The following is a 14,363-nucleotide window of genomic DNA, read 5'->3' as shown; positions in this document are numbered from 1 at the left end:
ATGCGCTTCATCGAAACCTGGATTCCGGCGACGCTCGTCTCGATGCGCGATCTCGCACCCGGCATCCGCGAATTCCTGATCCGGCCCGACCAGTTCGACGGCACGGCCTATCCGGTCGGCAGCCACATCAATATCAGCGTTACCATCGACGGGCAGCCCGAGACGCGGTCCTATTCGCTGGTCGGGGAAGCCTCGTCCCAGGGTCTAAGGATCGCCGTGCGCCGCGCCCAGGACTCGCGTGGCGGCTCGCGCTATATGTGGTCGTTACGGCCGGGCGCGCGGCTCGACATCACGACGCCCGCCTCGCTGCTCGCCGTCGATTGGGCACGCCAAAACTACTGCCTGATCGCCGGCGGCATCGGCATCACCCCGATCCTCGGTGCCGCGCAGGCGCTGGCCCGGCGCGGCACCGATGTCACGCTGCATTACGCGGTGCGCTCGCGCACCGAGGCCGCCTATCTTGACGATCTCGCCGCAACGCTGGGTGATCGCCTGGTCGTTCACGCCAGCGATGAGGGCAAGCGGCTCGATCTCGACGCCCTGTTCGCCTCGGTGCCCAAAGACACGCTGGCGCTGTTCTGCGGCCCGATGCGGATGCTGGATGCCGCGCGCCACGCCTGGATCGGCGCCGGCCATCCGCTTCCCGATCTCCGCTACGAGACGTTCGGTTCGAGCGGCACGCTGCCGACCGAGACATTTCGCGTGCGCCTGAAGGGCTCCGATGTCGAGCTGGAGATCCCGCGCGAGCGCTCGATGCTTGATGTCCTCAACGCCAGCGGCCACGACGTGATGTACGACTGCAAGCGCGGCGAATGCGGCCTGTGCGCCATCGACGTGGTCGCCATCGACGGCGAGATCGACCATCGCGACGTCTTCTTCAGCGACCATCAGAAGCAAAGCAACCAGAAGATCTGCGCCTGCGTTTCCCGCGCGCGGGGCACCATCACGGTGGACACGCTGCTGCGGGCGGATCCGGTCTGAGGTGAGGTCGTCATGCCCGGGCTTGTCCCGCCTGCGCGGTCGGAGCCGCTTCGGCGAGGCGAAGGCCCGGGCATCCACGTTCTTCGTGCGATGTCGTAGGTGTGGATGGACAGGCCCGGCCGTGACGCCCTGAATGCTTTGGTGGCTACGCCGCGTAGGTCGCCCGCAACTTCTTCGGATCAAGCAGCGCCAGAACGCCATCCGCCGACACCGGCCGGCTGATGAGATAACCCTGCACCTCGTCGCAACCGATCTGGCGCAGATATTCGAGCTGGTCGGCGGTCTCGACGCCTTCGGCGACCACGCCGATGCGCAGGTCGCGCGCGAGCCCAATCACCGATTTCACGATCGCGGCGCAGTCGGGCTGCACCAGCATGTCGCGGATGAAGGACTGGTCGATCTTGATGCGGCTGAACGGCAGCTTGCGCAGGTAAGTCAGCGAGGAGAAGCCGGTGCCGAAATCGTCGAGCGCCACGGTGACGCCGAGCTCCAGCAGCGCGTTCAGGACCGACGCGGCCGAGGCGTATTTCGACAGCAGCATCGATTCCGTGATCTCGATCTCGAGCCGGTGCGGGGCGATCTTCGCGTCCGCGAGCGCCTGCACGATGATCTGGAGGAGGCCGTTGTTGTGAAACTGCGCGGCCGAGAAATTCACCGCGACCCTGATCTCTTCGGGCCACTCGGCAACCGTCGCGCAGGCGCGGCGGACGACCCATTCGCCGATCTCGTGGATCAAGCCGGTTTGCTCGGCGATCGGTATGAATTCGCTCGGCGGCACCAGTCCGCGCTGGGGATGCTGCCAGCGCAGCAGCGCCTCGAAGCCGGTGATGCGGTTGCCGCCGAGGTCGAGGAACGGCTGGAACACCAGGAACAGCTCGTCCCTGGCGACGGCGCCTTCCAGATCCGATTGCAGCGCCTTGCGGTCGCGTGACGAGCGGTCGTCGACCTCCTCGAAGAAACACACCGTGCCGGGTCCGGCCTTCTTGGCGCGGTAGAGCGCGGTGTCGGCGTTCTTCAAGATGTCGAGTTGCGTGCTGCCGTCGCGCGGCGCCAGCACGATGCCGACGCTGGTCGCGCCGACGATCTGGCGGCCCTCGATCTGGAACGGTTCATCGAAGGCCGCGACGAAGCGCTCGGCGATCTCGAGCGCATCCTCCGGGCGCGCCCGATTGGCCATCACCAGCGCGAACTCGTCGCCGCCGATGCGTGCGACATGCTCGGCCGCGCGGGTGCAGCGTTGCAGGCGGGTCGCGATCTGGACCAGAAACTCGTCGCCGGCGGGATGGCCGAACTTGTCGTTGACCTCCTTGAAACGATCGAGATCGAGCAGAAGCACCGCGAATTCCTCGCCGGACAGAGCGAGCCGCTTCAAGGCTGCATCGAGCGTTTCGTTGAACGCGACGCGATTGGGCAGATGGGTCAGCGAGTCCTGCCGCACCGTACGCTCGGCCTCGATCTGCCGCATCACGCGCCGCGCGAACACGAATGAATTGACGAACACGCCGCGCAACAACACGCTTCCGTAGACCACGACGAGAAAGGCGATCAGCAGGAAGGCGAGGTCGCCGTTCCTGCCGAGGCAGATGGCGATCCCCAGGAACATGGGCGCCGTGAATGCGATGGCCGCGATCGGGATCGTGGCGAAAGCAAGCGCGCCGCCGGCCAGCATTCCCGAGCAGAGGCAGGTGATGACGAGCTGTCCGCCGGTCGAGGCGCCTGCAAAGAACGCGGCCGGGACGATGCCCCAGGCGGCGCCGAGGAGAAAGGCATTGCGAACGAGCCGGTGCATGGCGCGGCGCGAGACGAATTGCGGCTTGGTGATGCGGCGCGCGGCGTGGGATTGCAGACCGAACCCGATGGCGGCGCCGGCCAGGGCGAAGGCCCAGATCAGCACGAACATCCGGTCGGGCGATTGCCACAGCGCGATCGCCAGCACCGCGGCGTTGCAGGCATTGGCCAGCATGATGCCGACAGAATAGCCGAGCACCAGCGACATCTGTTCGGCGCGGATGTGGCCGGTGACGGCTTCGTCGGTTACGGGACCGCCAAAGGCCGACAGATCGCCGGCGAACAGCCGCGCGAAATAGCTGGTCGTTTCAGTCTGCATTCCAGAGCCTGCAGCATGGGCCGCCTGTCCGGCCCGGTCCGGAGAATTCGCTGCAAACCTTTGACGAACTATGAATTATCCGAGCTTGCGACGATCACCGCGACCACTTCTGCGTGTTCGTGAGGTCGTATCGACAACAAATCGATACAAATGCGGCGCCTCGCGTTACGGCTGTAACGGCAGCCCGGTGTTCGCCAGCAATTCCATTGTCATGCCCCTCCTTGTGCGCACTTGCACACTGGGGCGGGGCATCCAGTACGTCGCAGCCTATCGGATCAATCACACCTGTCTCGGAGTACTGGATCGCCCGGTCAAGCCGGGCGATGACAGCTGTGCATTAGGCATCACCGCCCCAACTGCTTCGGATCGTAATAGAACCGTTCTTCGATCAACTGATCGCCCCGCCACGTCTGCCATGCGATCTCATCCAACGTTCGGATGATGCCTTCGGCATTGGTGAAGCTGAATCTCCAGCGCGTCGCGACATGATCCCCTTCGATCAGGCTCGGCCCAATGCGCACCGCCTTGACCTCCTTGAAGGCTGCCAGCACGCCGCGCTCCTTGGCGGCGAGCTTGTCGCGTCCGACCACGGGATCGCCCTGGTTTTCATAGGTGGCGGCGTCCGGCGTGTAGTAGTCGAGGATCGCCCCGACGAAATCCCCGTCCTCCAATCGTTTGGCAAAAGCTTCGACGACATCACGGCTCGGCATGGTGCACCTCACGAATAAAACCGACTGTTGGTCGGTAAATACCGACCGACGGTCGAAAAGTCAACTGGCTGTCCTCGTCCATTTCGGCTACAGCAGACCCATGGCGAAACAGGCGGAGCGGCGGGCTGCGACATCGGAGGCGATCCTGACGGCGGCGCGCCGCCTGTTCGGGACGCAAGGCTTTGTCGCGACGACGATGGACGAGATCGCCGAAGCCGCCCACGTCGCCAAGGGCGCGGTGTATCATCACTTCAAGACCAAGGAGGCGGTGTTCGAAGCGGTGTTCAATGAGGTCTCGCGCGACCTCGTCGCCGAAATCGACAGCACGGCCCGTGCCGAGAAGGACGTGCTTGCCGCGATGGTCGCCGGCACCCAGCATTATTTCGCCGCGACCGCGAAGGGCCCGACCGGCCAGATCATCCTGCGCGACGGCCCGGCCGTGCTCGGCTGGGAGCGCTGGCGCGAGATCGACGCCAAACATTTCGGCGGCAAGCTGCCGCGCGCGATTGCGGCGGCGATGGAGGCCGGCCTGATCGCGCCGCAGCCGGTCGAGCCGCTGGCCCGGCTGCTGCTCGGCGCGGTAACGGAGGCCGCCGTCGCCTGCGCCGGACGCGCCGATATCGCAAGGGCGGGTGCGGAATATGCCCGTGCGTTCAGGTCGCTGGTCGAGGCGCTGCGCGTGGCTGCATGATCGTGCTAAGTGATGATTGGAAACGCCCGTCAACAAAAAGAACAGTAGCGCATGAGCGCAACTTCCTCCCTGACACCCTCCGACCCTGAATTCGACTACATCATCGTCGGTGCCGGCTCTGCCGGCTGTGTGCTCGCCAACCGGCTGTCGGCCAACGGCAAGCACAGCGTGCTGCTGCTCGAGGCAGGCCCGAAGGATTCCAACATCTGGATCCACGTGCCGCTCGGCTACGGCAAGCTGTTCAAGGAAAAGACCGTCAACTGGATGTACCAGACCGAACCGGAGCCTGAGCTGAAGGGCCGTCAGGTGTTCCAGCCGCGCGGCAAGACGCTGGGCGGATCGAGCTCGATCAACGGCCTGCTCTATGTCCGCGGTCAGCACGAGGATTACGACAGATGGCGTCAGCGCGGCAACGCCGGCTGGGGCTATGACGACGTGCTGCCCTATTTCAAGAAGGCCGAGAACCAGTCGCGCGGCGCCGATCAATACCACGGCAGCGGCGGCCCGCTGCCGGTCTCCAACATGGTGGTGACCGACCCGCTGTCGAAGGCCTTCATCGATGCCGCGGTCGAGACCGGTCTGCCCTACAATCCTGATTTCAACGGCGCCACCCAGGAAGGCGTCGGCCTGTTCCAGACCACGACGCGCAACGGCCGCCGCGCCTCGACGGCGGTGGCCTATCTCGGCCCCGCCAAGGCCCGTCGCAATCTCAAGATCGAAACTGGCGCGCTTGGCCAGCGCGTGCTGTTCGAGGGCCGCCGCGCGATCGGCGTTGAATACCGTCAGGGCGCCACATTGCGCCGCGCCCGTGCGCGCAAGGAGGTCGTGCTGTCGAGCGGCGCCTACAACTCGCCGCAGCTGCTCCAGCTCTCCGGCGTCGGACCCGCCGACCTCCTGCGCAAGCACGGCATCGACGTCGTGCTGGACGCGCCGGGCGTCGGGCACGATCTCCAGGACCACATGCAGGTCCGCATCGTGATGCGCTGCTCGCAGAAGATCACGCTGAACGACACCGTCAATCATCCGCTCCGCCGCACCATGGCTGGCGCGCGCTATGCGCTGTTCCGCAAAGGCTGGCTGACGATCGCGGCCGGCACGGCGGGCGCGTTCTTCAAGACCAGTCCGCGGCTGGCCTCGCCCGACATCCAGGTCCACTTCCTGCCGTTCTCGACCGACAAGATGGGCGAGAAGCTGCACGATTTCTCCGGCTTCACGGCGTCGGTGTGCCAGCTCCGTCCCGAAAGCCGCGGGTCCTTGCGCATCAAGAGCGCCGACCCGACAGTGCCGCCGGAGATCCGCATCAACTACATGTCGACCGAGACCGACCGCACCACCAACGTGGAAGGCCTGAAGATCCTGCGCAAGATATTGCATGCACCGGCGCTGAAGCCGTTCGTGGTCGACGAGTACGATCCCGGAGCGAAGGTGTCCACGGATGCCGAGCTGCTGGACTATTGCCGTGAGCGGGGCAGCACCATCTACCATCCAACCTCGACCTGTCGTATGGGCAATGATGCGCTCGCGGTGGTCGATCAGCGGCTGAAGGTGAGGGGCCTCGAAGGCCTCCGAATCGTCGACGGTTCGATCATGCCCGATCTCGTGTCGGGGAACACCAACGCGCCGATCATCATGATCGCCGAAAAGGCCTCCGACATGATATTGGAGGATGCGCGGTAAACTCGCGTCTTGAGAGGATTTGGGCTTGGCTACGCGATTCAAGATCGGCACACGCAAGAGCGCGATGGCGCTGGCACAGACGGAAGAGATCGCGCGCCGCCTGACCGCCGCCATGCCCGATCTCGACGTCGAGATCGTCAAGTTCGACACCACGGGCGATCTCGACCAGACCAGCAAGCTGTTGCCCCATGGCGGCAAGGGCGGTGCCTTCGTGGCGCAGATCCGCGCCGCGGTGCTGTCGGGCGAACTCCACGCGGCGATGCATTCGCTGAAGGACATGCCCGGCAACGAAGACACGCCCGGCCTCGTGATCGGCGCCACGCTCTCGCGCGATCCTCCCAACGACGCGCTGGTGCTGCGTGACGGCGTGACGCTGGAGGCGTTGCGCCAATCTCGTGGCAAGGGTTTCAAGATCGGCACCAACGCCGTCCGCCGCGCCGCCTATGCGCGGCGGTTGTTTCCGGACGTGGAGATCATCCACTTCCGCGGCGCCGCGGACACGCGCGTGCGAAAACTCGACAATGGCGAGAAGCAGCGCCTGCCGGATGGCGGCGCGGTGGGGCCTGCGGATGCGCTCATCATGGCGCGGTCCGGCCTCGACCGCGTCGGCCTTTCACAGCGCATCGCCTACGAGTTTACCGCAGCCGAGATGCTGCCGGCAGCGGGGCAGGGCATCGTCGCCGTCGAATGCGCCGCGCAGGACTGGCAGACGCGTCGCATCCTCGCATCGATCGACGATCCCGCTGCCCACGCCTGCGCCGATGCAGAGCGCGAGGTGCTGTGGGTGCTGAACGGCCATTGCAATTCGCCGGTGGCGGGCTTTTCGACCATTGCGGGTGATCAGATGTCGCTCACCGCGTCCGTGCTCGATCTCTCCGGCAACACCATCATCGAAGCCTTGCGTTCGGGCCCCGCCAATCGCCCACGCGAACTCGGCCGTGCGGTGGGACTGGATCTGCTGGCCAAGGGCGCCGCGGAGATCATCGAGCGCAGCCGGCCGCACTAAGTCGGCCGCGAGGCGGGCATCGGTGGATGATGGCATCATGCGCCTGTTTTGCCCGACGGGTCAAATGTTGGCGCGCTCTGATGCGATGACGGCGCACCTGATTTCAGTCCGCCCTAAGTCATTGATCGGGCGTGGCCTCTCTACTGTGCATGGGGTTGTTTTCGCGTTTTTTTGTTTTTCCGCTCCCCAGGCGCAAAATAAATCAGCCCCGAACCCGCTTCAGCATCTGCTCGACATGGGCGATCGGCGTCTCCGGCTGGATGCCGTGGCCGAGATTGAAGATGAACCGCCCTTGCGCGAAATTCGCCAGCGTGTCGTCGACCGCGCGGTCGAGCGCGGCGCCGCCTGTGATCAGCACCAGTGGATCGAGATTGCCCTGAACCGCAACCTTGCTCTGCACGCGCTCGCGGATGAAGGCCGGCTCCGCGGTCCAGTCGATGCTGACGGCGTTGACGCCGGTCGCCTCGACGAACCCGGGCAGTTGCGCACCGGCACCGCGCGGAAAGCCGATGATCTTGGCGTCCGGCACCTTGGCGCGCACGCCTTCGACGATGCGCCGGGTCGGCTCGACCGACCAGCGCGCGAACTCGGAGGGTGGCAGCACGCCGGCCCAGGTGTCGAAGATCTGCAAGGCGTTGGCGCCGGCCGCAAGCTGCGCCAGCAGATATTCGATCGAGTTCTCGACCAGCACGTCGATGATAGCTGCGAACGCCTCCGGATGCCGGTAGGCCATCATCCGCGCCGGGGCCTGGTCGGGCGTACCCTGGCCGGCGACCATGTAGGTCGCCACCGTCCACGGAGCGCCGCAGAAGCCGATCAGCGCGATCTTGGGATCGAGCGCGCTGCGCACGATCTTGAGGGCCTCGAACACCGGCGCGAGCTTGCCGAAATCGGCGTGCTTCGCCAGTGTTGCGACCTTGGCGGGATCATCCAGCGGTTCGAGCCGCGGACCCTCGCCGACCTCGAAGCGCACGGAACGTCCGAGCGCATAGGGGATCACCAGGATGTCGGAGAAGATGATCGCCGCATCGAAGCCGAACCTCCGGATCGGTTGCAGCGTCACCTCGGCGGCAAGCTCCGGGTTGAAGCAGAGATCGAGAAAGCCGCCGGCCTTGGCGCGCACCTCGCGATATTCGGGCAAGTAACGGCCGGCCTGCCGCATCATCCAGATCGGCGGAACGACCTGCCGCGGGCCGGAGAGGACGTCGATGAATGGTTTGGTCGCAGACTGGGGCACGAACGGTCCTGAAGATGGTTAGGGCTCCTGATACACCGCCACGGCCCGAAGCGGAACAGGGGAACCAAGCGCAATTGGGCCGCGTTGACCAGCCAACGGAGGACGAGACCATGGCTGAGACATTCAACCCCGCGCCGCATGACAAGCACGCCGACGATCTGCACGAAGCGCTCGCCGCCGACCGCCACGCCAAGCTCGACGCCGGTCTGAAAGATACCTTCCCGGCGTCCGACCCCGTGAGCGCCGCCCAGCCGACGCCCTCGAAGGCCGATGCGGAGGCCGACAATCCCTCGCTCTGGGACAAGGTTAAGGCGATCTTCAGCTAAGGCGGAGAGCGCCGGATTCCGATAGGTTTGCTAATGCCTTGTTAGCGATGCGCTGATTCCGGCGTCCGTACGACTACGGAAAGCCGGGGACATCACTGCATATTTCTCCCGGTGTTTCAGAGTTCAATAACAGAAGCAGCAGAGTTTCCGGTCATCGGAGAATTCTGCTGCATGAGTGCTGTAACCCAAAGAGCCGGATGGAGCCGCCTGCCGCTGCGGGCGGCTGCGTTCGTCGCGCTGACCTGCGTGGCCATCCTCGGCGTCAGCGGCTGGCGGGAATGGGCGGCCCGCGACGCGGTGCTCAAAGGCGCCGAGGCAGAAATGGCGAACGTTGCGCGCTCGCTGACGCAACATGCCGAGGACAGCCTCGATCTCCTGGATTCAGGCGTCGTCGGCGTCGTCAGCCGGCTGGAGATGGACGGCACCGAGCCGGCCACGATCGCCAAGCTCCGAAACCTGCTGGAGGCGCGAAAGAAGGCGATAGAGCGCATCCATAGCCTCGCCATCATCGACGAGCGCGGCAACTGGTTGACCTCGCCTGGCACGATCGGCTCGACGCTAAACGACGACGCGTTCTTCCGATATCACCAGCTCTCGCCGAAACGGGAGCCCCATGTCGGCCGTCCCGTGAAGAGCCTGCTCGACGGTGAGTGGGTCGTGACCCTGTCGCGCCGTTTCAACAAGCTCGACGGCAGCTTCGGCGGCGTGGTGCTCGCGACCATCAGCTCGGGATATCTCTCGCATTTCTACGAACAGTTCGAGATCGGCCGCAACAGCTCGGTGGCCTTGACGCACGGCGACGGCCTGATCATCGCGCGTAACCCCAGCAACGACAGGTTCGTCGGTCGCAGCGTTGCCGATACGCCGCTGTTCCGCGATACCGCCTTGCAGCGGCCGGGCGGCGCCTACCATTTCAAGTCGCCGCTCGACGGTGCCGACCGGGTCAGCTTCTTCAAGCGCTCCGGCCGTTATCCGCTGGTCCTGCTCGCCACCGTCGACAAGGCCGAATTGCTGGCGCCCTGGCGTGCTGCGGCGATCTCCCGCATGCTCTACGTGCTCGCGCTGGTCATGCTGATCGCGATCATCGGTGCGGTGCTGGTGCGGCAGCTGCAACGGGGCCAGAGTATGGCGGCCGCGCTGGTCGAGAAGGAAGCGCATTTCCGGCTGCTTGCCGAAGGCTCCAGTGACATGGTGACCCGTATCGGGCTCGACGAGCGGCTGCGCTATGTCTCGCCGTCATCGATTGGCGTCGTTGGCTGGCGCGCCAATCAACTGATCGGTACCCTCGCGCTGGCCGGCATTCACCCGGACGACCGGCCGCAGGTCCAGGCCCTCGTCGACGCCATGAAGCGCGGCGATGCGGAGGAGGCGCGGGTCACCTATCGCAATGTGCACCGGCAGAACTCGGAAGTCTGGCTCGAATCGACCATGCGGGTGACCCGCAAGGAGAATGGCCGCGTCGACGGCGTGGTCGCGATCTCGCGCGACATCACCGAGCAGAAGAAGCTCGAGACCCGGCTCGAAACGCTCGCGATCGAAGACAGCCTCACCGGGCTTGCCAATCGCCGCCGCTTCGATGAACGATTGAAGGAGGAGTGGGCGCGTGCCTATCGCGAGCGCTCCAGCCTCTCTTTGCTGATGATCGACGTCGACCAATTCAAGTCTTACAACGACGACTACGGCCATCCCGCGGGCGATGCCTGCCTCCGGCAGGTGGCCCAGATCATCGCTGCTGAGGCGCAGCGTTCCGGCGATCTTGCGGCGCGTTACGGCGGCGAGGAGTTCGCCATGTTGTTGCCGAACACCGACGCTGCGGGCTGCGCCCTGATCGGCGACCGGATTCGACGGGCGATCCGTGATGCGGGCCTGGTCCACACCAGCAACCATGTGGCTGGCTGCGTCACCGCTTCGCTCGGCGGTGCTGCGTGCCGGCCGGCGCTGGAGCGCACGGCCGGCGTCACCTCGCTGGTCGAGGCCGCCGACCAGGCGCTCTATGCCGCCAAGGAGGCCGGGCGCAACCGGCTGATGATGTCGGGCGAGGTGAGTAACCTTCTTCTCAAGGCGTCCGGTCAGTAAGCCCGCTCAATAATGCGGCGGACGCTCATTGGCGGCTCCCGGCGCATTCGCCTCGGCCTCCTGCAGCCGCTCGCCGAGCTCTGCGATTCTCCGCGTCAGCGCGTCGATCTGCTTCCACTGCGCGGTGATGGTCTGGTTCAGCGTCTCAATCGCGTCGTCCTGATAGGCGAGGCGGGTCTCCAGCGTGTCGATGCGCTCGCCGAGCGTCTTGATCTCATTCGTCACGTGCCGCGTCCTAGTCCCGTTCGCGCAATCCAAATTCTTGCAAACCAAGTTGTTGCAAACCGTGGCCGAGCGCGACACGCTCATCGAACACGAAGCATTCGCCGCGCCAGCGACTCTGAGCCTCCGGCACCTCTTCCAGATATTTGAGAATGCCGCCCTTGAGGTGATAGACCTCGGCAAAGCCGCGCGCGAGCAGGTGTGCGCTCGCCTTCTCGCAGCGGATGCCGCCGGTGCAGAACATCGCGATTCTGCGGTGTCTGGCGGGATCGAGCTGCTCGGCCGCAAAATCTTTGAACTGGCCAAAACTCCTGATGCCGGGGTCGAGCGCGCCCTCGAACGTCCCCATCGCCACCTCGAAGGCGTTCCTGGTGTCGAGCACCAGCGTATCCGGCGCTTCAATGAGCGCGTTCCATTCGGCCGCATCGACATAGGTGCCGACCTGCCGCGTCGGGTCGGCGCTTTCGTCGCCGAGCGTGACGATCTCCTTCTTCAACCGCACCTTGAGCCGGCCGAATGGCATCGTCTCGGCGGTCGAGAACTTCAGTTCGAGATTGTTCAACCTGCCGCCGAACATGTCGCCGTGAGCGAGCTCTTGGGTAAGCGCGTCGATCGCCTCGCCCGCGCCCGCGACCGTGCCGTTGATGCCCTCCTGCGCGAGCAGCACGCTGCCCTTTAGCTCCAGGCCGGCGCAGAACGCGCGCAGCGGCTCGCGCAGCTCGCGGTAATCGGGCAGGGCGGCGAATTGGTAGAAGGCGGCGACCTTGTAAATCATGGCGCCCGTTTAGCAGGCGGGGCTCGCCCGGAAAACCCGCATCGAGCAGCTCTATTCCCGGCGGATGGCAGCCATTTCCCTGGCATGCCAGCATTGCCCCGGCCGGCCGGAATGTGTCATGTAGGCCCGGTTTTTCCGAGATGGCGCGCCATCCGCACCAGACGCCCAATGAGAGCAAGAATTCGATGAGAAACTTCCATTTCCCCGGCAGGTCCACGGTCCACGCCACCAACGCGATGGTGGCGACCTCGCATCCGCAGGCGTCGCTCGCCGCGATCGAGGTGCTGCGCGAGGGCGGCACGGCGGTGGACGCGGCCGTCGCGGGTTCGGCCATTCTCGGCGTGATCGAGCCGCAATCGACCGGCATCGGCGGCGACTGCTTTGCGCTGATCCAGCCGCGCGGCGAGGGCAAGATCATCGCCTATAACGGCTCCGGCCGCGCCCCGAAGGCGGCGAACGCCGATTGGTATCTCGAGCGCAAGATCAACTCCGTGCCGCTGACCTCGGCGCATGCGGTCTCGATCCCCGGCGTGATCGACGCCTTTGCAACCGTCTTGCGCGATCACGGCAAGTTCGGCTTCGACCGGCTGCTTCAGCCCGCGATCAAGGCGGCCGAGGAAGGCTACGTCGTCGCCCCCCGCATCGCCTTCGACTGGAAGAACCAGTTCGAGAAGCTGAAGGCCGGCACCAACACGGAGCGATATCTGCTGCCGCACGGCAAGCCGCCGGTGGCCGGCGACGTCATCCGCCAGGCCGAGCTCGGCAAGACGCTGCGGGCGATCGCCAAGGACGGCCGCGACGCCTTCTACAAGGGCCCGATCGCGGAAGACATGGTGGAGACCCTGCGCGGAATCGGCGGCCTGCACACGCTCGACGATTTCGCCGCGCACACCACCGAGACGACGACGCCGATCGGCACCATGTACAAGGGCTACGACGTCTGGCAGTGCCCGCCGAACGGACCCGGCCTCACCATGCTGCTGATGCTCAACATCCTGTCGCGTTTCGACCTGACGAAATACGCGCCGCTCAGCATCGAGCGCTTCCACCTCGAAGCCGAGGCCGCGCGCATCGCCTACATGCATCGCGAGCTGCATGTCGCCGATCCCGAGCACATGCAGATCGAGGTCGCCAGGATCCTCGCCAAGGAATACTGCAACGAGCACATCGACAAGATCCGCATGGACGGCATGCTCGACCTGCCGAACGTCGCGCCGCCGATGAACCCGTCGACCATCTACATCACCGTCGTGGACAAGGACCGCAACGTCTGCTCCTTCATCAACTCGGTTGCGCATTCCTTCGGCTCGGCGATCGTCTCGAACAAGACCGGCATCCTGCTCCAGAACCGCGCCGGCGGCTTCCGCATCCAGCCCGGCCACCCGAATTGTATCGCCGGCGGCAAGCGTCCACTGCACACGATCATGCCAAGCCTGCTCACCAAGGGCGGCCGTTCCGTGATGCCGTTCGCGGTGATGGGCGGACAATATCAGCCGGTTGGCCAGACCCATGTGGTGACCAACATTCTCGATTATGGCTGCGACGTGCAGGAGGCGATCGATATGCCGCGCGGCCTGCATTATGAAGGTCAGTACCAGCTCGAGGACAGCGTGCCGGCCGCCATTGTCGAAGGCCTGAAGAAGCTCGGCCACAAGACCACCAGCGTCGTCGGTCCGCTCGGCGGCGCGCAGGCGATCTGGATCGACTGGGACAAGGGCACGCTCACCGGCGGTTCCGATCCGCGCAAGGACGGTTGCGCGCTCGGATACTGACCACCGCGCGGAGTTCCCCGCGCGAGATCAGGAAAAGTTGACGAAGGGCGACGCGGCATTTGCTGCGTCGCCCTTTCTCGTTCGGAACGGAGCTCATTGCTTCAGGTTAAGGGCCGATGAGCGGTGCAGGCGTGCGCTGCTCTTGCTCGAAGCGGCGGAGGCCCTCCATGTCCGAAAAATCAGGTTCCGGACCGTCTGGATTCGATCGGCGCGCCTTCATGGCCGGCGTTGCCGGCAGCGCGCTGCTCCCCATGACGGCGCGTGCGGCCGCGCAGGATGCGAGCGTGTCGGCCGCTCAGGATCCGGCGCTTCCTGTCGATGTCACGCTGCGGGTCAACGGCAAGGACAAGCGCCTGCGCATCGACGCCCGCACGACGGTGCTCGACGCGCTGCGGGAGCATCTCAAGCTCACCGGCAGCAAAAAGGGCTGCGACCACGGCCAATGTGGTGCCTGCACGGTACTGATCGACGACCGGCGCGTGGTGTCGTGCCTGACGCTCGCGCTCGCGGCCGAGGGGCAGGAGATCACCACGATCGAGGGCCTTGCCACCGACGATCATTTGCATCCGATGCAGCAGGCCTTCGTCGACAACGATGCGTTTCAATGCGGCTATTGTACGCCGGGCCAGATCATGTCCGCCGTTGCCTGCGTCAAGGAGGGGCATGCGGGCAGCGAGGCCGACATCCGCGAATACATGAGCGGCAACATCTGCCGCTGCGCCGCCTATCCCAACATCGTCGCCGCCGTGAAGCAGGCCGCGCCCGAGATCATGAAAGGCTAGG

Annotated in this window: 13 protein-coding genes; 8 read left to right on the top strand and 5 right to left on the bottom strand. The window is 65.3% G+C overall.

The features are described from left to right. Window positions 1-981 carry a PDR/VanB family oxidoreductase gene (locus IVB42_RS17120; RefSeq protein WP_204513795.1) on the top strand — a complete coding sequence of 327 codons (981 nt, stop codon included), beginning with the start codon at window positions 1-3 and terminating at the stop codon, window positions 979-981. 145 nt (window positions 982-1,126) lie between these two features. Here IVB42_RS17120 and IVB42_RS17115 read toward each other — a convergent pair whose 3' ends face one another. Together IVB42_RS17115 and IVB42_RS17110 are read right to left on the bottom strand one after the other, a co-directional pair. Continuing rightward, entirely contained in the window at window positions 1,127-3,088 is a 1,962-nt protein-coding gene (locus IVB42_RS17115) for an EAL domain-containing protein (protein ID WP_247470618.1), read from the bottom strand. Between the two features lie 344 nt (window positions 3,089-3,432). Further along, entirely contained in the window at window positions 3,433-3,798 is a 366-nt protein-coding gene (locus tag IVB42_RS17110) for a nuclear transport factor 2 family protein (protein ID WP_018455021.1), read from the bottom strand. A gap of 100 nt (window positions 3,799-3,898) precedes the next feature. On the opposite strand from IVB42_RS17110, the gene IVB42_RS17105 reads away from it, so the two are divergent. Genes IVB42_RS17105 through hemC form a run of 3 tightly spaced genes read left to right on the top strand, consistent with a single transcriptional unit; the run spans window position 3,899 to window position 7,172 of the window. Then, entirely contained in the window at window positions 3,899-4,489 is a 591-nt protein-coding gene (locus IVB42_RS17105) for a TetR/AcrR family transcriptional regulator (protein WP_247398026.1), read from the top strand. Window positions 4,490-4,540: 51 nt separating this feature from the next. Then, the gene (locus IVB42_RS17100; protein WP_247398028.1) at window positions 4,541-6,166 is read left to right on the top strand and encodes a choline dehydrogenase; all 1,626 of its coding nucleotides are present in this window, start codon (window positions 4,541-4,543) and stop codon (window positions 6,164-6,166) included. A 25-nt stretch (window positions 6,167-6,191) separates the two neighbouring features. Further along, window positions 6,192-7,172, top strand: coding sequence for a hydroxymethylbilane synthase (gene hemC / locus IVB42_RS17095; RefSeq protein ID WP_247470615.1), 981 nt, complete (start codon window positions 6,192-6,194; stop codon window positions 7,170-7,172). A gap of 202 nt (window positions 7,173-7,374) precedes the next feature. On the opposite strand, the gene hemE is transcribed toward hemC, so the two are convergent. Next, entirely contained in the window at window positions 7,375-8,409 is a 1,035-nt protein-coding gene (gene hemE / locus IVB42_RS17090; protein ID WP_247338853.1) for a uroporphyrinogen decarboxylase, read from the bottom strand. A 110-nt stretch (window positions 8,410-8,519) separates the two neighbouring features. On the opposite strand from hemE, the gene IVB42_RS17085 reads away from it, so the two are divergent. Then, window positions 8,520-8,735 (top strand): hypothetical protein, encoded by a 216-nt coding sequence (locus tag IVB42_RS17085; protein ID WP_007595236.1) that lies wholly within the window; start codon window positions 8,520-8,522, stop codon window positions 8,733-8,735. 171 nt (window positions 8,736-8,906) lie between these two features. Then, on the top strand, window positions 8,907-10,811 hold the full coding sequence (locus tag IVB42_RS17080) for a diguanylate cyclase (RefSeq protein WP_247398032.1): 1,905 nt from the start codon (window positions 8,907-8,909) through the stop codon (window positions 10,809-10,811). Window positions 10,812-10,817: 6 nt separating this feature from the next. On the opposite strand, the gene IVB42_RS17075 is transcribed toward IVB42_RS17080, so the two are convergent. Beyond that, entirely contained in the window at window positions 10,818-11,036 is a 219-nt protein-coding gene (locus IVB42_RS17075) for a SlyX family protein (RefSeq protein ID WP_007606917.1), read from the bottom strand. Window positions 11,037-11,046: 10 nt separating this feature from the next. Continuing rightward, entirely contained in the window at window positions 11,047-11,808 is a 762-nt protein-coding gene (locus tag IVB42_RS17070) for a rhodanese-related sulfurtransferase (protein WP_247398034.1), read from the bottom strand. 185 nt (window positions 11,809-11,993) lie between these two features. Between IVB42_RS17070 and ggt the strand changes: the two genes are divergently transcribed. Together ggt and IVB42_RS17060 are read left to right on the top strand one after the other, a co-directional pair. Beyond that, a complete protein-coding gene (gene ggt / locus IVB42_RS17065) occupies window positions 11,994-13,580 on the top strand; it encodes a gamma-glutamyltransferase (RefSeq protein ID WP_247398037.1) in 1,587 nt (528 codons plus the stop codon). A 167-nt stretch (window positions 13,581-13,747) separates the two neighbouring features. Then, window positions 13,748-14,362 (top strand): (2Fe-2S)-binding protein, encoded by a 615-nt coding sequence (locus IVB42_RS17060; protein WP_247398041.1) that lies wholly within the window; start codon window positions 13,748-13,750, stop codon window positions 14,360-14,362. The last annotated feature ends 1 nt before the right edge of the window (window position 14,363 follow it).

This window comes from Bradyrhizobium sp. 45 (assembly GCF_023073155.1).
GTDB lineage: Bacteria > Pseudomonadota > Alphaproteobacteria > Rhizobiales > Xanthobacteraceae > Bradyrhizobium > Bradyrhizobium canariense_D.
This window is presented reverse-complemented; position numbering and strand designations above follow the sequence as displayed.

Bases quoted from the DNA above. Each gene is read 5' to 3' on its own strand.
- IVB42_RS17060 (WP_247398041.1), top strand. From the start codon at position 13,748: ATGTCCGAAAAATCAGGTTCCGGACCGTCTGGATTCGATCGGCGCGCC.
- IVB42_RS17080 (WP_247398032.1), top strand. From the start codon at position 8,907: ATGAGTGCTGTAACCCAAAGAGCCGGATGGAGCCGCCTGCCGCTGCGG.
- IVB42_RS17115 (WP_247470618.1), bottom strand. From the start codon at position 3,088: ATGCAGACTGAAACGACCAGCTATTTCGCGCGGCTGTTCGCCGGCGAT.
- IVB42_RS17100 (WP_247398028.1), top strand. From the start codon at position 4,541: ATGAGCGCAACTTCCTCCCTGACACCCTCCGACCCTGAATTCGACTAC.
- IVB42_RS17110 (WP_018455021.1), bottom strand. From the start codon at position 3,798: ATGCCGAGCCGTGATGTCGTCGAAGCTTTTGCCAAACGATTGGAGGAC.
- IVB42_RS17105 (WP_247398026.1), top strand. From the start codon at position 3,899: ATGGCGAAACAGGCGGAGCGGCGGGCTGCGACATCGGAGGCGATCCTG.
- IVB42_RS17085 (WP_007595236.1), top strand. From the start codon at position 8,520: ATGGCTGAGACATTCAACCCCGCGCCGCATGACAAGCACGCCGACGAT.
- ggt (WP_247398037.1), top strand. From the start codon at position 11,994: ATGAGAAACTTCCATTTCCCCGGCAGGTCCACGGTCCACGCCACCAAC.
- IVB42_RS17070 (WP_247398034.1), bottom strand. From the start codon at position 11,808: ATGATTTACAAGGTCGCCGCCTTCTACCAATTCGCCGCCCTGCCCGAT.
- IVB42_RS17120 (WP_204513795.1), top strand. From the start codon at position 1: ATGCGCTTCATCGAAACCTGGATTCCGGCGACGCTCGTCTCGATGCGC.